The sequence below is a fragment of the Amylolactobacillus amylophilus DSM 20533 = JCM 1125 genome, from assembly GCF_001936335.1.
Lineage (GTDB): Bacteria > Bacillota > Bacilli > Lactobacillales > Lactobacillaceae > Amylolactobacillus > Amylolactobacillus amylophilus.
Genome location: NZ_CP018888.1, coordinates 87,211 through 103,517, shown reverse-complemented (window position 1 = coordinate 103,517; position 16,307 = coordinate 87,211). Strand labels below are relative to the sequence as shown.

Sequence of the window (16,307 nt, the reverse complement as noted above, 5' to 3'; positions counted from 1 at the left end):
TTCGAGGAGAATAAAAATGAAGAAGATTAAAGTTTTGGCTTTACTAGCGACACTTTTTGTCGGTATCTTTAGCAATTTGTTTACCACAGTCGTATCGGCTGCGGATGATGAGAAAGTATCAATTACTTTACATAAAGTAAAAGACCATACAGATAAGATCACTAATACAGGTGATATTTTAGATGGTGAATATAACTTCCTACCAGGCATCACATTTGATGCTTATGATGTCACAGAAAAATATTATGCTGCTTATGATGCATCTGTCGAAACGAAATCTGCTTCAGAAGCTATCAAAGATGCGGTTACTGCAGTTCAAGGTAAAGCAGGTGATGCTCCATCAGGTAAGACTGCGGTAGATACTCAGACTACCGCCGCTGATGGTAGTGCAGCCTTTAGCTTAAGTGCTAAATCTGGTCCGACGACTGATAGGCGCGATGCAGTATACCTTTTTGTAGAACAAGCAAGTGATGGTGTTGACACTATCGCAGAAAACTTGGTTGTAAGCCTTCCAATCTACAAACAAGGGACAAATGATACTGTTCTTACAGATATCCACCTTTATCCAAAAAATACTACTAAAGATATTCCGTTTGACAAAGAAATTACAAGTCAAAAGAATGGTAAGAAACAAACTGATTTCTCAATTGGTCAAACTATCAACTATCAATTGAAAACAACCATTCCTGCTGATATTGCAGCAACAAAATTGAATAAAGATGGTGAAGCAAAAAAATTATATAATGTTTTCCAATTTGTAGATACTTTCAAGACTAATCAACTAACCTTTATTGAAAATACAAATTCATACTCAGTAAAAGTTTCAGATGGTACAACATTGACATCTGATGATTACAAAGTAACAGTAGCAAGAGATGCAGTTGCAGGCACAACAACTGTAACAACAGCTTTGACAGCAGCGGGTATTGAAAAATTAGCAACTCTTGCTAATAAAGAAATTTCATTTAACTACCAAATGAAGATCAACTCTCTTCAATATGTTGACACTGATATTGTCAATACAGCCCAAGCTATCTTTGGTAACGACGGTACAACAGGTGTGGGCAAATGGAATACAGACACTCCAACAGATTTCGAAACTGTAAAAACTGGTGGTTACAAATTTGTCAAAGTTGATGTGAATAATAATAACAAAAAACTTGATGGTGCAGAGTTCGTTGTTCGTAAATCTAAAGCAGCAGATGCAGAATACTTCGTTGCAACAGCAGACGATGGTGTTTGGACAACTGATAAATCTAAAGCAACTGTTTATAGTACTACTAAAGATGGTATTGTAGATGTAAAAGGTCTTGAATATGGTACCTACCAACTTCAAGAAACAAACGCTCCAAAAGGCTATGCATTACCAACTGGTGAAGCGGCTTACACTGAATTTGTTGTAGAAGAAAATTCTTATACAACAACTTCTACTAAACCTGTCAATATCTTCAACACACCTAAAGGTTTCCTTCCTTCAACTGGTGGTAAAGGTATCATCCTCTTTGTAGCTCTTGGTGTTGCCATGGTTGGTCTTGCAGGTGTTTACTTTACATCTCGTCGTAAAAATGACTAATAATAATTAAATGAATAGGAAGGTGAGAACATGGCTCGCACCAGACAAAACGGCAAGCGAAAAATAATTGATACAATTATGGTATTGATTTTGGTTGCTGGTCTAGGCGTTCTCTCCTACCCATTTGTTCGGAACTCTTTAAATGACCTGATCAATCAACAGTTGATTAGTCATTATCAGGCAGAATCTAATCAAAAAAGTAAAGAAGAGTACCAACAACAACTTGAAAAAATGAAGGAGATGAATAGGCAGTTTGCCTATCAAAATATTTCTCCAGGCTTTGATCCATTTTCGGAAGAAGCCAAGAAAATTGAGCAGACAAAGGTTATCTATGAAGATCATATCATCGGAGTAATTTCTATTCCTAAGATAGCGGTGCGCTTGCCTATTTTTGACCAGACGACAGAAGCTTTCCTTGCAAAGGGAGCTGCTTATCTAGAGGGGACATCATTTCCGATTGGAGGGGAGTCTACTCACTCTGTGATTTCTGGTCACCGTGGTCTGACGGAGGCAAAACTCTTTACAGATTTACCAGAATTGGTAAAGGGGGATCACTTTTATATTGAGCTTGGGGAAGCTAAGATACATGCATACCAAGTGGATGATATCAAAGTGGTAGAACCGACAGATGTTAGTAGTTTGCAGATTGAGAAAGGGAAGGATTACATTACCCTTATCACCTGTACACCTTATATGATTAACAGTCATCGCCTGCTCGTTCGTGGTCACCGGGTTCCTTATGTTCCAAAATTAATGGAAAGTGAAGTGAAGGAAGCAAAAGTTGACTACTACACCTTTATGCCGATAGTGATACTAGGATTGGTATTGTTCCTTATCCTCATAGTCATATTTAGAAAATTTAGAAGAAGCGGTAAATCTTCTCCTACACGTTCATAGTCCAAGACGGCGGACTCAAATTTTTTTAATGACGAGAATGGATGATGACTTCGCTTTGAGATAGGAATTCATTTCGATTGCTTGTCTCGGTATACTTAATTTATTCTAAGAAAATCCCATAAAATAAAGTGGCTGTTCCGATAATGATAAATCGGTCCACTTTATTTTTTTGAGTTAAAATGAAAACGGTTGCACAATTTCATTTGGTTTTAGGAAGACTGTAAAGTGCTTCCTAATTGTTGGAGATAAAAGAATGTTTAAAAAGGTGATGAATGAAAAAGAAACAGTTTGCAAGTAAAGTAACAAGGCTAACCATGTCAATGGTGCTTGGGGCGAGTACTATCGTTCCAAACATGCTTCCCTTGTTTTCACAGACCGTCTTTGCAAATACTCAAAATACAGGTATTTTGTCAGCGAAAGATCGGGGGATTCTCTATGCCAATTCACGGACGGATTTTCGAGATGAAACCATCTATTTTTTGATTACAACTCGTTTTTATGATGGTGACTCAAGCAATAATGCCCGCACGTCTGAAGACAAGAAGGCCAATAATCCTGAAAGTGATCCATCCTGGCGTGGTGACTTTGCCGGCTTAATTGAACAGTTAGTCTACATTAAAGCATTGGGATTCACGGCTATTTGGATTACTCCTGTTGTCCAAAACAATTCTGGCTATGACTATCATGGTTACCATGCTTCTAATTTTAATGCAGTGGACTATCGGTACGAATGAAATGGGGTTGATTATCAAACTCTGATTGATGCCGTGCATGCCAAGGGGATGAAAATTATACAGGACGTAGTTTTCAACCACACTTCCAATTTTGGTGAAGAAGGCCTGAACGAACTGGGTGGATCAGTTGGTGCGCTCAAGGCAATGGGAGCACTTAATATTGGTCTAACAGAAGATGAACTTCAACCACTTGTTTCCTCGTGGCGTGAATCGAATCCCGCAATCATCAACCTTTGGTGGGACGTTGATAAAGCAGTGAAGGATTGCATCAAACAACGAAGTAAAACCGCAACTCATGACATCAAATTTGAATACAAATCGGGATTTTTATTCATCCACTTACTGTCGGGAAGAAAGCTTGCCTATGTCAAACCTGCGATTGGTGAGAATCGCTTCGGAGGGGAGTCAGTTACCTATGAAGGTGTAGGAGCTACCAAGAAGTGGGAACGGCTTGAGAGCTCTGGTCCGAAATTTGTTGAGAATATCGTCCAAGCAGTGGCACGTGACATCCTTTGCTTTTCGATGAGTAACTTACGACTCAAGCAATTAATCTTTACATGAAAATGGAAGGGGCTAGAGCTAACTTATTTGGAAAAGATTCATCTATATTTTCAGCGCATATGCTTCGTCATAGTCACATCACTCAGATGGCAGCACTAGGTGTGCCACAAAAAGCATTGATGGAGAGAGTCGGACATAGTGATTCACGTATTACGAATAATATTTACACGCACGTATTACCGGAATCACGCCAAGAAATGAATCTAAAACTGAATAATATTGTTATTTAATTTAGCACCAAATTAGCACCATAGAACGTAAAAATTAGCACCAAAAAAGTATACAAAACGAGGGAAATACGGGGAAGTATGAGGAAGTTATATATTCTTATTATCAGTCTAAAGCCAATATTTATAAGGGTTTGGGGAATAGTGAGGAAGAGTAGTGAAAGAGTGAAAATTTTATGGCCAGATTAGTAATTTGCTGGTGCACTCTGTAAATTATTAAAACTTAGCAAATCAATAGGTTATACAGTCAGTTCCAGCTAAGGATAATTTCTAAACAGGAAATTTTAGAATGAATCAGTTCCATGTTACAGTAGTAGTGTAACCGAATACATTATTTTCTGGAAAAGAGGAACAATATGGCAAACTATGATTTCCCGAACACCAAAGAGCAACTGAATCAATTGATTGCGGATATCAGTCAGTTGGGTGTGGTGGTTCAACAGACTCACTGGTATATGCGCGGTGAGAACTTCTTCAGATTACATCCGCTCATGGATGAATATGGTGCGCAACTTGATCAACAAAAAGACGAGATTGCAGAACGGTTAATTGCATTGAACGGTAGTCCTTTTGCGACGACTCACGAGTTCATTGAGAATACTGGTATTCCAGATGAGGAGCTCCAGTTCGATGAATTAAGTATGCAGGAGCTGATGCAACGCCTCGTTGATCAATTCAAATATCTGCGTGACCAATTTCAGAAGGGGATTGAGATCACCGACGAGGAAAAGGATTTTCCGACTCAGGACATGCTAAATGGATTCAAGAGTGAGACCGATAAGATCATCTGGATGATTAATGCATACTTGGGTCAAGCTCCGCTTGATTAAAGATCGTGCAAAACAAAAAAGACAGCCAACCGGCTGTCTTTTACTTTACATTAATCATGTAATACTCTATATTAGATAATCGATTGTCTGTAGAGGGAGACAAGTTTCCCCAGTATCTGAACGGAATCCAAGATGATAGGGTCCATATAATCATTCTCTGGTTGTAGTCTATAATGACCGTTCTCCTTGTAGAAGCGTTTGATGGTAGCTTCGTCCTCGTCGGTCATTGCGACAACTACATCACCGTTATTTGCGCTAGATTGTTTCTTTACAATTACGTTGTCACCATCAAGAATACCCATGTTAATCATACTTTCACCGTGCACAGTAAGCATGAAGTACTCGTCATCCGAATTTTCAAGTTCAGGTGGTACAGGGAAGTAGTCTGTAATATCTTCAACGGCTAGAATTGGCTGGCCCGCAGTTACGACACCGATCATCGGAATCGATTTCTGCTTCGCACCAATTAATTCACGTCCTAAATCAGTGACCTCAATTGCCCGTGGCTTTGTGGCATCCTTGACTAGATAGCCCTTGCGCTCTAGTCGTTCAAGGTGACCATGGACGGTCGAAGTAGAAGAAAGTCCAACTGATTGACCGATTTCTCGGACGGTTGGTGGAAACCCGCGATCCTCAACTGCCTCGTAGATGAATCTTAATATTTCAATTTGTTTGTTCTCGTGGACTTTTGTCATGGCTAAACTCCGTATTTTTCGTTAAGATAAGGGTATCACAAATTTTTGTCATAGGCAAACAAATGTTCTAGATTGGGGTTTTACAATGAATAAGGAAGAAAAAGCCAAGTTAGTGCAGAGAATTAATGAGCTAGCGGCGAAGAAAAAGGCTGGCGAATTAACCGCTGCAGAGGTCGAGGAAAGAAAGGAATTACACCAGATTTTCCTGAAGGATTTCCGCGCCGGATTCAGGCAAACAGTTGAAAACATCAAACTGGTCGATGAGCACGGTAACGATGTTACATCCGAAAAAGCAAAGGCCGCACAAAGAGAAAAAGGATTAAGACAAGATTAGACTTTCAATGAGAGCTAATATTGTGTAAACTAATAATGTTGAAATTTTGGGAGGATAAATAAGTATATGAACACAGGTATCTGGATATTAATCGTAGTAATTGGAATACTAGGTGGCGCCACTGGTGGCTTCTTCCTAGCGAGAAACTATATGAAGAAGTATTTTGAAAAGAATCCACCAATCAATGAGGAAATGATTAGTGCAATGATGAGTCAAATGGGTCAGAAGCCTTCTGCAAAGAAGCTTAACCAAATGATGGCCAGCATGAAGGCACAAAGCAAATCTTCTAAGAAATAGTTGACTGAGGCGGGTATTTACCTGCCTTTTTCATATTCATTCGAGGTTTAAGATGGGAATATTTAAGAAACTCGGCTGGTACTTCAAAGCCGAAAGAAAACGTTATACATTGGGAATCGGTTTTTTGATTCTGACAGCAATTATCAATTTGATCCCACCTAGAATCTTAGGTATGATGGCTGACCAAATTGATACGGGCTCAATTACTTGGGAGAGATTTTTCACGTTAATCGGCGCGATTTTAAGTGCAGCAATTCTGCTGTACCTATTTCGCTATTTGTGGCGCACCCAAATTTGGGGTGGCGCGGCCAAGCTTGAATGGACAATGCGTTCGAAGTTATTCTGGCATTTCATGCAGATGGATGAGACGTTCTATCAGAAGCATCGTACTGGTGATTTAATGGCACACGCCACAAACGACCTGAGTGCGATTCAGCAAGTCGCAGGGGCTGGGGTTTTGACACTGGTTGACTCAATTGTTACTGGTGGCTCGACCATTATCGCTATGATGATTTTTGTAGACTGGCGTTTGACCCTGGTTGCCATGATTCCGATGCCGTTCTTAGCCGTAATGGCTCGTGTGTTAGGTACGAAACTGCACGATGCATTCGGCCACTCACAGGCGGCGTTCTCTAAGCTGAATAATAAGACACAGGAGAGTATCTCTGGTGTGAAGGTCATCAAGACTTTCGGCCAAGAGAAGGAAGACACTGCGGAATTTGACCAGATGGTTGACAAGACCATCCAAATCAACAAGCGGGTCTTCAAGCTCGATTCTATGTTCGACCCTTTAACGACACTGATCATTGGTGCAACTTACGTGATTACCATTATTTATGGCGGGATGCTGGTTGCAAACAAGACAATTACAATTGGTCAGTTGATTTCGTTTATCTCATATATCTCAGCCATGGTTTGGCCGATGTTTGCAATCGGGCGCTTGTTCAATGTCTTGGAGCGTGGTAGTGCGAGCTATGATCGGGTGATGGAACTCATGAACGAGCAATCACTGATTAAGGAGGTCAACGAGCAGCCAAGTAAGCTGGCCACTGGTGATTTGACCTATGAGGTTGAACGTTTTGCTTATCCAGACGAGCCAGAACACACGACACTTTCAAACATCAACTTTACGTTGCCGATGGGTAAGACGCTTGGGTTGGTAGGTCGTGTTGGTGCAGGTAAGTCGACGATTATCAAGCTGCTGATGCGGGAGTTTGATAACTACACTGGTTCAATCAAAATCGGCGAGAAGAACATCAAGGATATCCCACTGGATGACTTGTTACATGCGATTGGCTATGTGCCACAGAACAACTTTTTGTTCTCAACTAGCATTCGTGATAATATTCGGTTTGCAAATATCGATGCCGAGCAGTCGCAAGTGGAGGCCGCAGCCAAGAAAAGCGCGCTCCATGATGATATCTTGCAGTTCCCGAGAAACTACAATACCTTGGTTGGGGAGAACGGGGTGTCGTTATCTGGTGGTCAAAAGCAGCGTCTAGCAATTGCTCGTGCACTTTTGAAAGACCCGGAGATCCTCATTTTGGATGATGCGCTGAGCGCGGTCGATGCCAAAACAGAAGAGACCATTCTGGGCCACCTGAAGGAAGATAGAAAAGATGCTACCACGATTATCTCTGCCCACAGGCTCACTTCTGTGATGCATGCTGACGAAATACTGGTAATCAACGATGGCCGGATAGTTGAGCAAGGCACGCATGAATCACTGTTAGCTTCACGTGGTTGGTACTATGAGATGTGGGAGAAACAACAATTAGAAGTCAAGGTAGGAGGTGAGATTGATGGATGATGAAGAACAATACCGGTCAATCTGGTCGAAGAATATTCCGGCAAAAGAACAATTCAAGATCATGAAGCGCTTGTTCACTTTCGTTAAACCGTTCAAGTGGACATTTATTATTGCGGTTGTGGGGGCATTCTTGGTGAGTGTCATCAACATGTTATTACCACGGTTACTCCAATACTTCATGGATAATTTCCTCACTAAACAGACCGCGACAGTGCAGATTATCCTGGGCTTTGCGGCCATTTATGCTATTGGAAGTATCCTGAAGGCCATTTTGCAATATATCTATTACTTTATGTATTCGATGGGCAGCGAACGTGCCTTAGAGGATGTGAGACGGACCATCTTTCGGAAGCTGCACAACCTCGGGATGCGTTACTTTGATCAGACACCTGCCGGCTCGATTGTTTCTCGTGTGACGAACGATACGAGTACGTTGGCGGACTTTTGGAACGTGTTTGCAACGTTGATTATCGCGCTATTCTCGATGATTACTGCACTAGTGGCCATGTGGACCACGAATCATACGGCCACCTTCATCGTTATGGCCTTTATTCCGATACTACTATTCTTTGTCTGGCTTTACACACACTTTAGTTCAAAGCTCTACCGGAGATTTCGTGAGAAGTTGAGTCAGATTAACGTTAAGTTAAACGAATCAATCGAAGGTATCACGGTCATCCAGCAATTCCGCCAGGAGAAACGGATTGACGGCGAATTTGAACAGACCAATAAGGAACAGTTGGATACAAGAAATGCGATGATTAGGATGAACTCATTCCTGCTATCACCGATCACATCTTTGCTCTATTCTGTTGCCTTAACCTTTGTTTTGTTATACTTCGGCTTCCCGCTGCACGAGACATTCGTGCCAGCCGGTGTTGTCTACGCATTCGCTAACTACACCTCGAACTTCTTCAACCCAATGGCTGATTTAATGGATTCGTTGACGTTCTTTCAGGATGGTGTCGTCGCTGGTAGTCGTATCTTTAGAATTCTCGATAACGACGAGTTGGCCCCTGCCCAGGAGAACAACCCAGTCGCTAAAATTACTGAGGGCAGAATTGAATTTAAACATGTCAACTTTTCATATGACGGTAAAAACCCAATTTTGAATGATGTGAGTTTCACTGTTGAACCTGGGCAGACGCTTGGTATCGTCGGCCATACCGGTAGTGGTAAAAGTTCAATTATTAACGTGATGATGCGGTTCTACGAATACTATGAGGGTGAAATTCTAATTGATGGGTACAATATCAAGGAATTCACAAAAGACGAGTTACGTGCGAAACTTGGCCTTGTACTACAGGACCCATTTATGTTCTACGGTGATGTTAGCTCGAACATTCGCTTGTTCAACGACAAGATAACTGATGAGCAGGTGCGAGCGGCCGCGGAATTCGTGCAGGCAGACCGCTTCATCGATAAGCTGCCAAAGAAGTACCACGCACGGGTTATTGAGGGTGGAGCACAGTTCTCCGGTGGTCAGCGACAACTACTTTCTTTTGCGAGAACAGTAGTCACTAATCCGAAGATCCTGGTGCTCGATGAGGCAACGGCGAATATCGACACAGAAACTGAGAGTTTGATACAAGATGGCTTGAAGAAAATCAGAAATGGCCGAACGACATTGGCGATTGCTCATAGATTATCGACCATTGCTGATGCAAATCAGATTATCGTGTTAGATCAGGGTCGAATCGTCGAGTCTGGCACACATGATGAATTACTGGCGCAGAAGGGCTATTATTATGATCTCTACACGCTCCAACAGACGCAAGTCTAATGAATATTTTGACAAAAGATAAGTGGTCAACCCGAATTTTGAAATGAGGCATGATGACCACATGAAAAATCGCCCAGATTAATTTCTGGGCGATTTTACTATTTAGAGATGTATTTGAATGAGGGATCTAGTTCCTGGTCTATTTTGGCCCAAGCCTGCTCAAGTTCGGTGAAGAGAGCGGGGGCTGTCTCATCGTTGACCTTCGTCTTCCGGTCAATCTCAATTGGTTCACCAAAAGTGATTTTGAGTGGCTGGCGCCTAAGCAGACCCTTGAAACTGAGCGGACCTTGGTAGACTGCCGGCAACAGTGGTACCTTTGCTAACTTTGCGATCACAAAGGCGCCTGACTTTAACTCGCTGGAATGTCGGGTGCCTGAAGGAAAGATGATTAAGCTCAGTTGATCGTCTTTTAGACCGCGAACCGGAATCTTGATGGCCGAAGGACCAGGATTATCGCGGTCAACTTCAAATGCATGTGCGTGCAACAGAATGAAACGCAGAATGGGGTTTTTAAACAATTCTTTTTTAGCCATGAACATGAATTCGTCTGGACTTGCTGCTAGGGCGAACAGAATGGGCTCCCACCATGTTCGGTGCGGCGCAACCAGGATGTAGTTTCCGTTCGGAATGCGCTCCTTATTGTAGACGTGCAAGTGCCCGTTTAGAGCCCAGACAACGAAGCGGGCAACGGGACGGATAAATTTATAGAACATTTTTTCACCTAATTTCTAACTATGTTATTATAGCAGAGATAAAAAGATAGCAAAATCTTTAAGTGCCAATCTGACTAGAAACAGGAAAATTCATGCAGGTTAAACTCAACTCAGACGAACGAGTCGACTACATTCTGAAGGACAGAATTCAAATTATTCAGACAAATGACAGCTTTGCTTTCTCGCTTGATACATTGCTGCTCGGCCATTTTGCTGCCGAATTCATTCATGATAACCACAAAGTAGCGGATCTCTGTGCGGGCAACGGAGCCGCGAGCCTCTTCTTGGCTGCACAAAATAAGGCCAAGTACGATCTCGTTGAAATCCAGCCGAAGATGGCCGATATTGCTCGACGTTCCATTCTGTTGAATGACTTGGAGGACCATTTGCTGGTGCACGAGGCTGATGTGAACGATGCATTCAGCTTCCTGGCAAAGGATACATACGACGTCGTAGTCTGTAATCCGCCGTATTTCAAAGTGCCAGCTGGCCACACCGTGAACCCAGATGAGGCAAAAGCGATTGCCCGGCATGAAATCAAAATCAATCTGGAGCAGGTGATTCAAACGGCAAGTGGCTTACTGAAGACACGCGGCAAGTTCTTTATGGTCCACCGCCCAGAACGACTAAACGAGATTATCCTTGGAATGCAGAAATACAATCTCACAATCAAGTATATTCAGCCGTTTATCCCAAAGACCGGTAAGGACACTAACCTGATCGTACTCCAGGCCACTAAGAACTCAAATCCTGAGGGCCTAATCCTGAAGAACGATATCATCGTGCACAATGAGAATGATGAATATACAAAAGAAATCTGGGACATGATTGATGGCGAGTGAGAAATATTATTTCTATGTACTTCAATGTGCTGATCTGACATTTTATGGTGGTTTTACAAACGATGTGGCTGCACGTGTCGTCACCCACAATGCCGGTAAGGGTGCAAAGTACACTAAGACACGTCGGCCCGTCAAATTACTCTACTCTGAGGAGTTCGCCGATAAGTCAACAGCACTAAAAAGAGAGTACTGGTTTAAGCATCATTCAAGGGCGTTCAAAGAACAATTTTTGACCGAACAGGGTGTTAAATTTCGCCAGTTCAATCCAACTCAAAAATATCCGAAAAGATGACTAAATTGCTTGCTTTTGGTCGCAGAATTCATTATCATGTAACAGTGCGCTTTAGGCACAAATCCACATTAGGTGTGATTAGAGGCGTGGTGCTCCACTGGAGTGCGGCTCTATGTCGACCATCTAAGAGGAACAAAACTATAGGAGGACATACAATATGTCAGTTATTAGCATGAAACAATTATTAGAGGCTGGTGTCCACTTCGGTCACCAAACTCGTCGTTGGAACCCTAAGATGAAGCCATACATCTTCACTGAAAGAAATGGCATTTACATCATCGACTTACAAAAGACAGTACGGATGGCTGAAGATGCCTACAACTATGTCAAGGCCGTTTCTGAAGACGGTGGCGTATTCCTTTTTGTTGGTACTAAGAAACAAGCTCAAGAAGCTATCGCTGAAGAAGCAACACGTGCTGGTCAATACTACATCAACCAACGCTGGTTGGGTGGTACTTTGACTAACTGGAATACTATCCAAAGTCGGATCAAGCGTTTGAAGGAATTGAAGACGATGGCTGAAGATGGTACTTTCGACGTATTACCAAAGAAGGAAGTTGCACTTCTTACTAAGCAACAAGAGAAGCTTGAAAGATTCCTTGGTGGTATCGCTGATATGCCAAGAATTCCAGATGTAATCTTCATCGTTGATCCTAAGAAGGAAAGAATCGCTGTTCAAGAAGCACGTAAGTTGAATATTCCGATTGTTGCCATGGTGGATACTAACAGCGATCCAGATGAAATCGACGTTATTATCCCATCAAACGATGACGCTATCCGTGCCGTACGTTTGATCACTGCTGCAATGGCAGACGCTGTTATTGAAGGTAAGCAAGGTGAAAGCCAAGCTGATGCCCCTGTTCAACAAGAAGCTGCAGAATCAACTGACGAAAAGTCAATTGAAGACGTTGTTGCTGAATCAGAAGACAAATAATTAGACGCTTTTATAAGCGAACTATTTCCTAAAATAATTTAACGATGGAGGTACAATGACTATGGCAATTACAGCCGCTCAAGTTAAAGAATTGCGTGAAAAAACAGGTGCTGGCATGATGGATGCTAAGAAGGCACTAGTTGAAACTGACGGTGACATGGAAAAGGCCGTTGACGTTTTACGTGAAAAAGGTGTAGCTAAGGCTGCTAAGAAGAGCGATCGTATCGCTGCTGAAGGTTTAGCTGAAGTGCTTGTTGATGGTAACAAAGCTATCTTAGTTGAAATGAACTCAGAAACTGACTTCGTTGCAACTAACGACAAGTTCACTACTTTGATGGACCAAGTTGCTACTGCAATTTTGGCCAACGAACCAGCTGACCTTGAAGCCGCACTTGCTTTACCATTAGGTGACAGCACTGTTGCTGACGAAATCACTAACCTTACAGCCGTAATCGGTGAGAAGATTACCTTGCGCCGGTTCGAAATCGTGAAGAAGGGTGACGATGACCACTTTGGTAGTTACAAGCACAATGGTGGTGCCATTGTTTCTCTCGTAACTCTCCATGGTGCAGACGATGAGACTGCACGTGACGTTGCTATGCACGTTGCTGCAATTAATCCTAAGTACACTACAAGAGAAGACGTTCCTGCTGATGTATTGGCACACGAAACTGAAGTAGTTACTGAGGAGACTAAGAACGAAGGCAAGCCTGAAAACATCATTCCTAGAATCGTTGAAGGTCGGATTAACAAGTTCTTGTCAGAAATTAGTTTAGTTGACCAAGAATTTGTTAAGGATCCAGATTTGACTGTTGGTAAGTTCGTCGAGCAAAAGAATGGTTCAGTTGCTAGCTTCGTACGTTTCGAAGTTGGTGAAGGTATCGAGAAAAAAGAAGATAACTTTGCTGAAGAAGTTATGAGCCAAATCAAGAACTAATTAAACATTGAATTCAAAGATGCTCCGTAGCGGAATGCTGCGGAGTATTTTTTTGTCTAAATTTGAATTAACTTGATTATTTGGGATAGAATGCCATACTTTATAATTAATATATGTTTAAAAATTTTATTTCGGAAAACTAATAGGGGATATTATTGTGTCTAAAAAGTTCGTGGAGTTAACAAAATATATTAATCCACTAATAAAAGAGTTTTACTTATCTGAAAACAAAGAGTATGTAAGTAATAGTGAAATCATTCTCGATTTTACAAGTTCCGCAATGTACAAGTTGGCTCAAGGTATGGTGAAAAATATTCAATGGTTGGATACGCAAAGCGTGCACAAAATATATTTGAAAGTGGTAATCCAGATTACGAAGTTGAAATCAGAAGCCAGATAATGCACCAACTTAATAAAAACCAACAGATGATTCATTCACTAAAGCGCTCTAGTTAGCAAAATCTGAATTCTAGACTTCATGCAACCTGAAGTCTTTTTATTTTGTCCTTGTTACAATCACATCTAATGGTAAAATTGCATTAAGGTAATTTTGAGTAATTACAAATTAATTCAACAACTTCAGCAAAGAATCGGAGAGTTTAAATGGATTATGAAAAGGTGATTTTGGATTTAATTGAATTTAGAAATAGTCGAAACTGGCAAAAATATCATAATTTAAAGAGTCTTGCTATCTCATTGAACATTGAAGCTAGTGAAGTGTTAGAACATTTTCAATGGAGTGAAGATCCAACTGAATCTGACAATAAGAAAGATAGCCTTGAGATGGAGCTCGCTGACGTTTTAACTTACACATTCTATATGTGTGAGAAGCTTGGCGTTAATCCAATGGATTTAGTTGAGAAGAAACTAAATATGAATAAGAATCGCAAATGGAAATTTTCTGAGCCGGAAAAACAAGATGAATAAAGAAAACAAGAGTAAATTAAATTTCGAACCAGTTATAAAGGAAGTTGAATACGATAGTAGAAAATTGACTGTTTTAAAACAAAGTTTGCATAAGTCTAAGGATAAGAATCATAAGTATCTATTTGAGTATCCAACTGTTTACATCATTAATTCAACTGATAAAAAATCAAAAAATTATGATGTATATATCGGTGAAACCAATAATATTGAACGAAGAACAGTTGAGCATTTAACCAATGATACTAGAGACGAAACAGATCAACGTTGGAATAGATTGTCCAAATCAAATAGTTCAAAAATGCTTGTTATTGGAGATCCGATTTTCAATAAATCACTAACACTCGATATAGAAAATAAGCTTATGTTATATATGTCTGCGATTGAACATGTAAATCAAGTATTCAACAGACGAACAAATGAACAGTCAGCATACTACACCTCTGAGTTTTTAGATAATGTATTTTCCGAAATCTGGCTAAAGTTAAATGAAATCAATAAAACTCTATTTCCAATTGAACAGGTTGTGCGAGATTCAGCGATGTTCAAGGCATCACCTTTCCATAAACTGGATAAAGACCAGACAAACTTAAAAAATTCAGTTTATCTCAAGTTAATTGAAATATTCTCAAGGGATGAAGATAATCAGCTTATTGTTATTAGTGGGGATGCAGGCACTGGAAAGACAGTTCTATTGAGCAGTCTGTTTTATGATTTATCTATGGATGCCAAGGACCCAGAATCTGTCATATTTGGTAATAAGAACAACTACTTACTTGTTAATCACGATGAACAGGTTAAAGTTTATGACGAAATAATGACGAAGCTCGGTTTGCATAGTAAGAACCATCCTGTTGTAATGAAGCCAACAAGCTTCATCAACAATAAAGATATTGAAAAAGCAGATGTTGTTTTAATTGATGAGGCACACCTATTATGGACACAAGGTAAACAGAGTTATCAAGGTAAGGATCAACTGGCAGATATTCGAAAAAAAGCCAGAGTAGTAATTATGGTTTATGACCCAAGTCAAGTACTTACTGCAGAACAATATCGTTCAGTTGAAGAGGTACATAACATTATTCAAGATGCAGGTAATAACATGTTCCACCTACTTAATCAGAAGAGAATCCATGCCAATAAAACTACTGTAGCTTGGATCAGAAATCTTATTGATAATCATGAGATTGGAAAACTCATGTATGACGAAGAGTATGATTTACAGATTATGGATACGCCTGAAGAGTTAGAAAGACTTATACGCAAGAAAGCAAGTGATGAGAAAAAAGGATTGTCACGGATTATTGCTACATTTGATTGGGAGTACAAAAATGCAAAAGCTCCTGAAGACAAGACCAAACCATATTGGTATGTGGAAATTGGTGATTGGAAAATGCCGTGGAATCTGCAATTACCTGCTGTTAAGAAAAATAAGAAGTACGCTTGGGCTGAAATACCAGAATCAATTAATGAAGTTGGGTCAACCTTTACAATTCAAGGTGCAGATCTGAATTATGCGGGGGTTATTATTGGTCCGTCAGTTAAGTACAGAAATGGCAGAATCATAACTGATAAGACAGCAAGTAAGAGCAAGAAAGCAACAAATAGAAGAACATTGAAAAACGGTGAAAAGAAAGATTTTGCCGAAAAATTCTTAAACAACGAGTTGAATGTTCTTCTGACGCGCGGTGTAAATGGCATGTACATCTATGCAGTGGACGATGAGCTGCGAGCGGCTCTGAAAAAGAATGTTGAATCAAAAAAATAAAATAATTGATAGGCAGACGCTGTCATCCTCAAAAGTCAGACTTTGAAAGAGCAGATTAATTTGTCTATTTTTTGAATAATTCGTTCTTTGGTTAGTTTTCTTTATTTAAGCTGCTGAATCCGAAGTGAGAATATATTTTTTTAAACTGTTTAACGT

Annotated in this window: 16 protein-coding genes and 2 pseudogenes; 16 read left to right on the top strand and 2 right to left on the bottom strand. The window is 40.6% G+C overall.

Annotated features, from left to right (window positions below; all coding sequences use genetic code 11):
* Positions 1-16: 16 nt before the first annotated feature.
* The 6 genes and pseudogenes from LA20533_RS00530 (at position 17) to LA20533_RS00510 (ending at position 4,822) form a co-directional block, all read left to right on the top strand.
* Entirely contained in the window at positions 17-1,573 is a 1,557-nt protein-coding gene (locus LA20533_RS00530; RefSeq protein WP_056946280.1) for a SpaH/EbpB family LPXTG-anchored major pilin, read from the top strand.
* Between the two features lie 30 nt (positions 1,574-1,603).
* The gene (locus LA20533_RS00525) at positions 1,604-2,470 is read left to right on the top strand and encodes a class C sortase (protein ID WP_056946279.1); all 867 of its coding nucleotides are present in this window, start codon (positions 1,604-1,606) and stop codon (positions 2,468-2,470) included.
* Positions 2,471-2,742: 272 nt separating this feature from the next.
* Entirely contained in the window at positions 2,743-3,204 is a 462-nt protein-coding gene (locus LA20533_RS08400; protein ID WP_056946278.1) for an alpha-amylase family glycosyl hydrolase, read from the top strand.
* A 117-nt stretch (positions 3,205-3,321) separates the two neighbouring features.
* A pseudogene (locus LA20533_RS00520) lies at positions 3,322-3,756 on the top strand (hypothetical protein); the annotation flags it as partial.
* Positions 3,757-3,761: 5 nt separating this feature from the next.
* Entirely contained in the window at positions 3,762-3,995 is a 234-nt protein-coding gene (locus LA20533_RS00515) for a tyrosine-type recombinase/integrase (protein ID WP_054744930.1), read from the top strand.
* Positions 3,996-4,348: 353 nt separating this feature from the next.
* Positions 4,349-4,822, top strand: coding sequence for a Dps family protein (locus LA20533_RS00510; RefSeq protein ID WP_054744932.1), 474 nt, complete (start codon positions 4,349-4,351; stop codon positions 4,820-4,822).
* A 71-nt stretch (positions 4,823-4,893) separates the two neighbouring features.
* Here LA20533_RS00510 and lexA read toward each other — a convergent pair whose 3' ends face one another.
* Positions 4,894-5,517, bottom strand: coding sequence for a transcriptional repressor LexA (gene lexA, locus LA20533_RS00505; RefSeq protein WP_054744934.1), 624 nt, complete (start codon positions 5,515-5,517; stop codon positions 4,894-4,896).
* 85 nt (positions 5,518-5,602) lie between these two features.
* Between lexA and LA20533_RS00500 the strand changes: the two genes are divergently transcribed.
* From LA20533_RS00500 to LA20533_RS00485, 4 genes are all read left to right on the top strand, one after another.
* Complete coding sequence (locus LA20533_RS00500; RefSeq protein WP_054744935.1) at positions 5,603-5,851, top strand: DUF896 domain-containing protein; 249 nt, start codon at positions 5,603-5,605, stop codon at positions 5,849-5,851.
* Positions 5,852-5,917: 66 nt separating this feature from the next.
* A complete protein-coding gene (locus LA20533_RS00495) occupies positions 5,918-6,148 on the top strand; it encodes a YneF family protein (RefSeq protein WP_054744938.1) in 231 nt (76 codons plus the stop codon).
* Between the two features lie 52 nt (positions 6,149-6,200).
* Positions 6,201-7,958, top strand: a complete 1,758-nt coding sequence (locus LA20533_RS00490; protein ID WP_056946277.1) for an ABC transporter ATP-binding protein — start codon at positions 6,201-6,203, stop codon at positions 7,956-7,958.
* Positions 7,951-9,741: an ABC transporter ATP-binding protein gene (locus LA20533_RS00485; RefSeq protein ID WP_054744939.1), complete on the top strand. Its 1,791-nt coding sequence runs from the start codon at positions 7,951-7,953 to the stop codon at positions 9,739-9,741. Before LA20533_RS00490 ends, LA20533_RS00485 begins: the two co-directional genes overlap by 8 nt.
* Positions 9,742-9,839: 98 nt before the next feature.
* On the opposite strand, the gene LA20533_RS00480 is transcribed toward LA20533_RS00485, so the two are convergent.
* The gene (locus tag LA20533_RS00480) at positions 9,840-10,454 is read right to left on the bottom strand and encodes a lysophospholipid acyltransferase family protein (RefSeq protein WP_056946275.1); all 615 of its coding nucleotides are present in this window, start codon (positions 10,452-10,454) and stop codon (positions 9,840-9,842) included.
* Positions 10,455-10,546: 92 nt separating this feature from the next.
* Between LA20533_RS00480 and LA20533_RS00475 the strand changes: the two are divergent.
* The 6 genes and pseudogenes from LA20533_RS00475 to LA20533_RS00450 all read left to right on the top strand — a co-directional run bounded on the left by LA20533_RS00475 (position 10,547) and on the right by LA20533_RS00450 (position 16,151).
* Positions 10,547-11,588: pseudogene (locus tag LA20533_RS00475) on the top strand (GIY-YIG nuclease family protein).
* 157 nt (positions 11,589-11,745) lie between these two features.
* Positions 11,746-12,522, top strand: coding sequence for a 30S ribosomal protein S2 (gene rpsB, locus LA20533_RS00470; protein WP_054744945.1), 777 nt, complete (start codon positions 11,746-11,748; stop codon positions 12,520-12,522).
* A 61-nt stretch (positions 12,523-12,583) separates the two neighbouring features.
* Positions 12,584-13,459 carry a translation elongation factor Ts gene (gene tsf, locus LA20533_RS00465; protein WP_056946274.1) on the top strand — a complete coding sequence of 292 codons (876 nt, stop codon included), beginning with the start codon at positions 12,584-12,586 and terminating at the stop codon, positions 13,457-13,459.
* 318 nt (positions 13,460-13,777) lie between these two features.
* Positions 13,778-13,915 carry a hypothetical protein gene (locus LA20533_RS08490; protein ID WP_156408170.1) on the top strand — a complete coding sequence of 46 codons (138 nt, stop codon included), beginning with the start codon at positions 13,778-13,780 and terminating at the stop codon, positions 13,913-13,915.
* A gap of 147 nt (positions 13,916-14,062) precedes the next feature.
* Entirely contained in the window at positions 14,063-14,386 is a 324-nt protein-coding gene (locus tag LA20533_RS00455) for a nucleotide pyrophosphohydrolase (RefSeq protein ID WP_054744950.1), read from the top strand.
* A complete protein-coding gene (locus tag LA20533_RS00450; RefSeq protein ID WP_056946272.1) occupies positions 14,379-16,151 on the top strand; it encodes a DUF2075 domain-containing protein in 1,773 nt (590 codons plus the stop codon). Before LA20533_RS00455 ends, LA20533_RS00450 begins: the two co-directional genes overlap by 8 nt.
* Positions 16,152-16,307 lie beyond the last annotated feature (156 nt).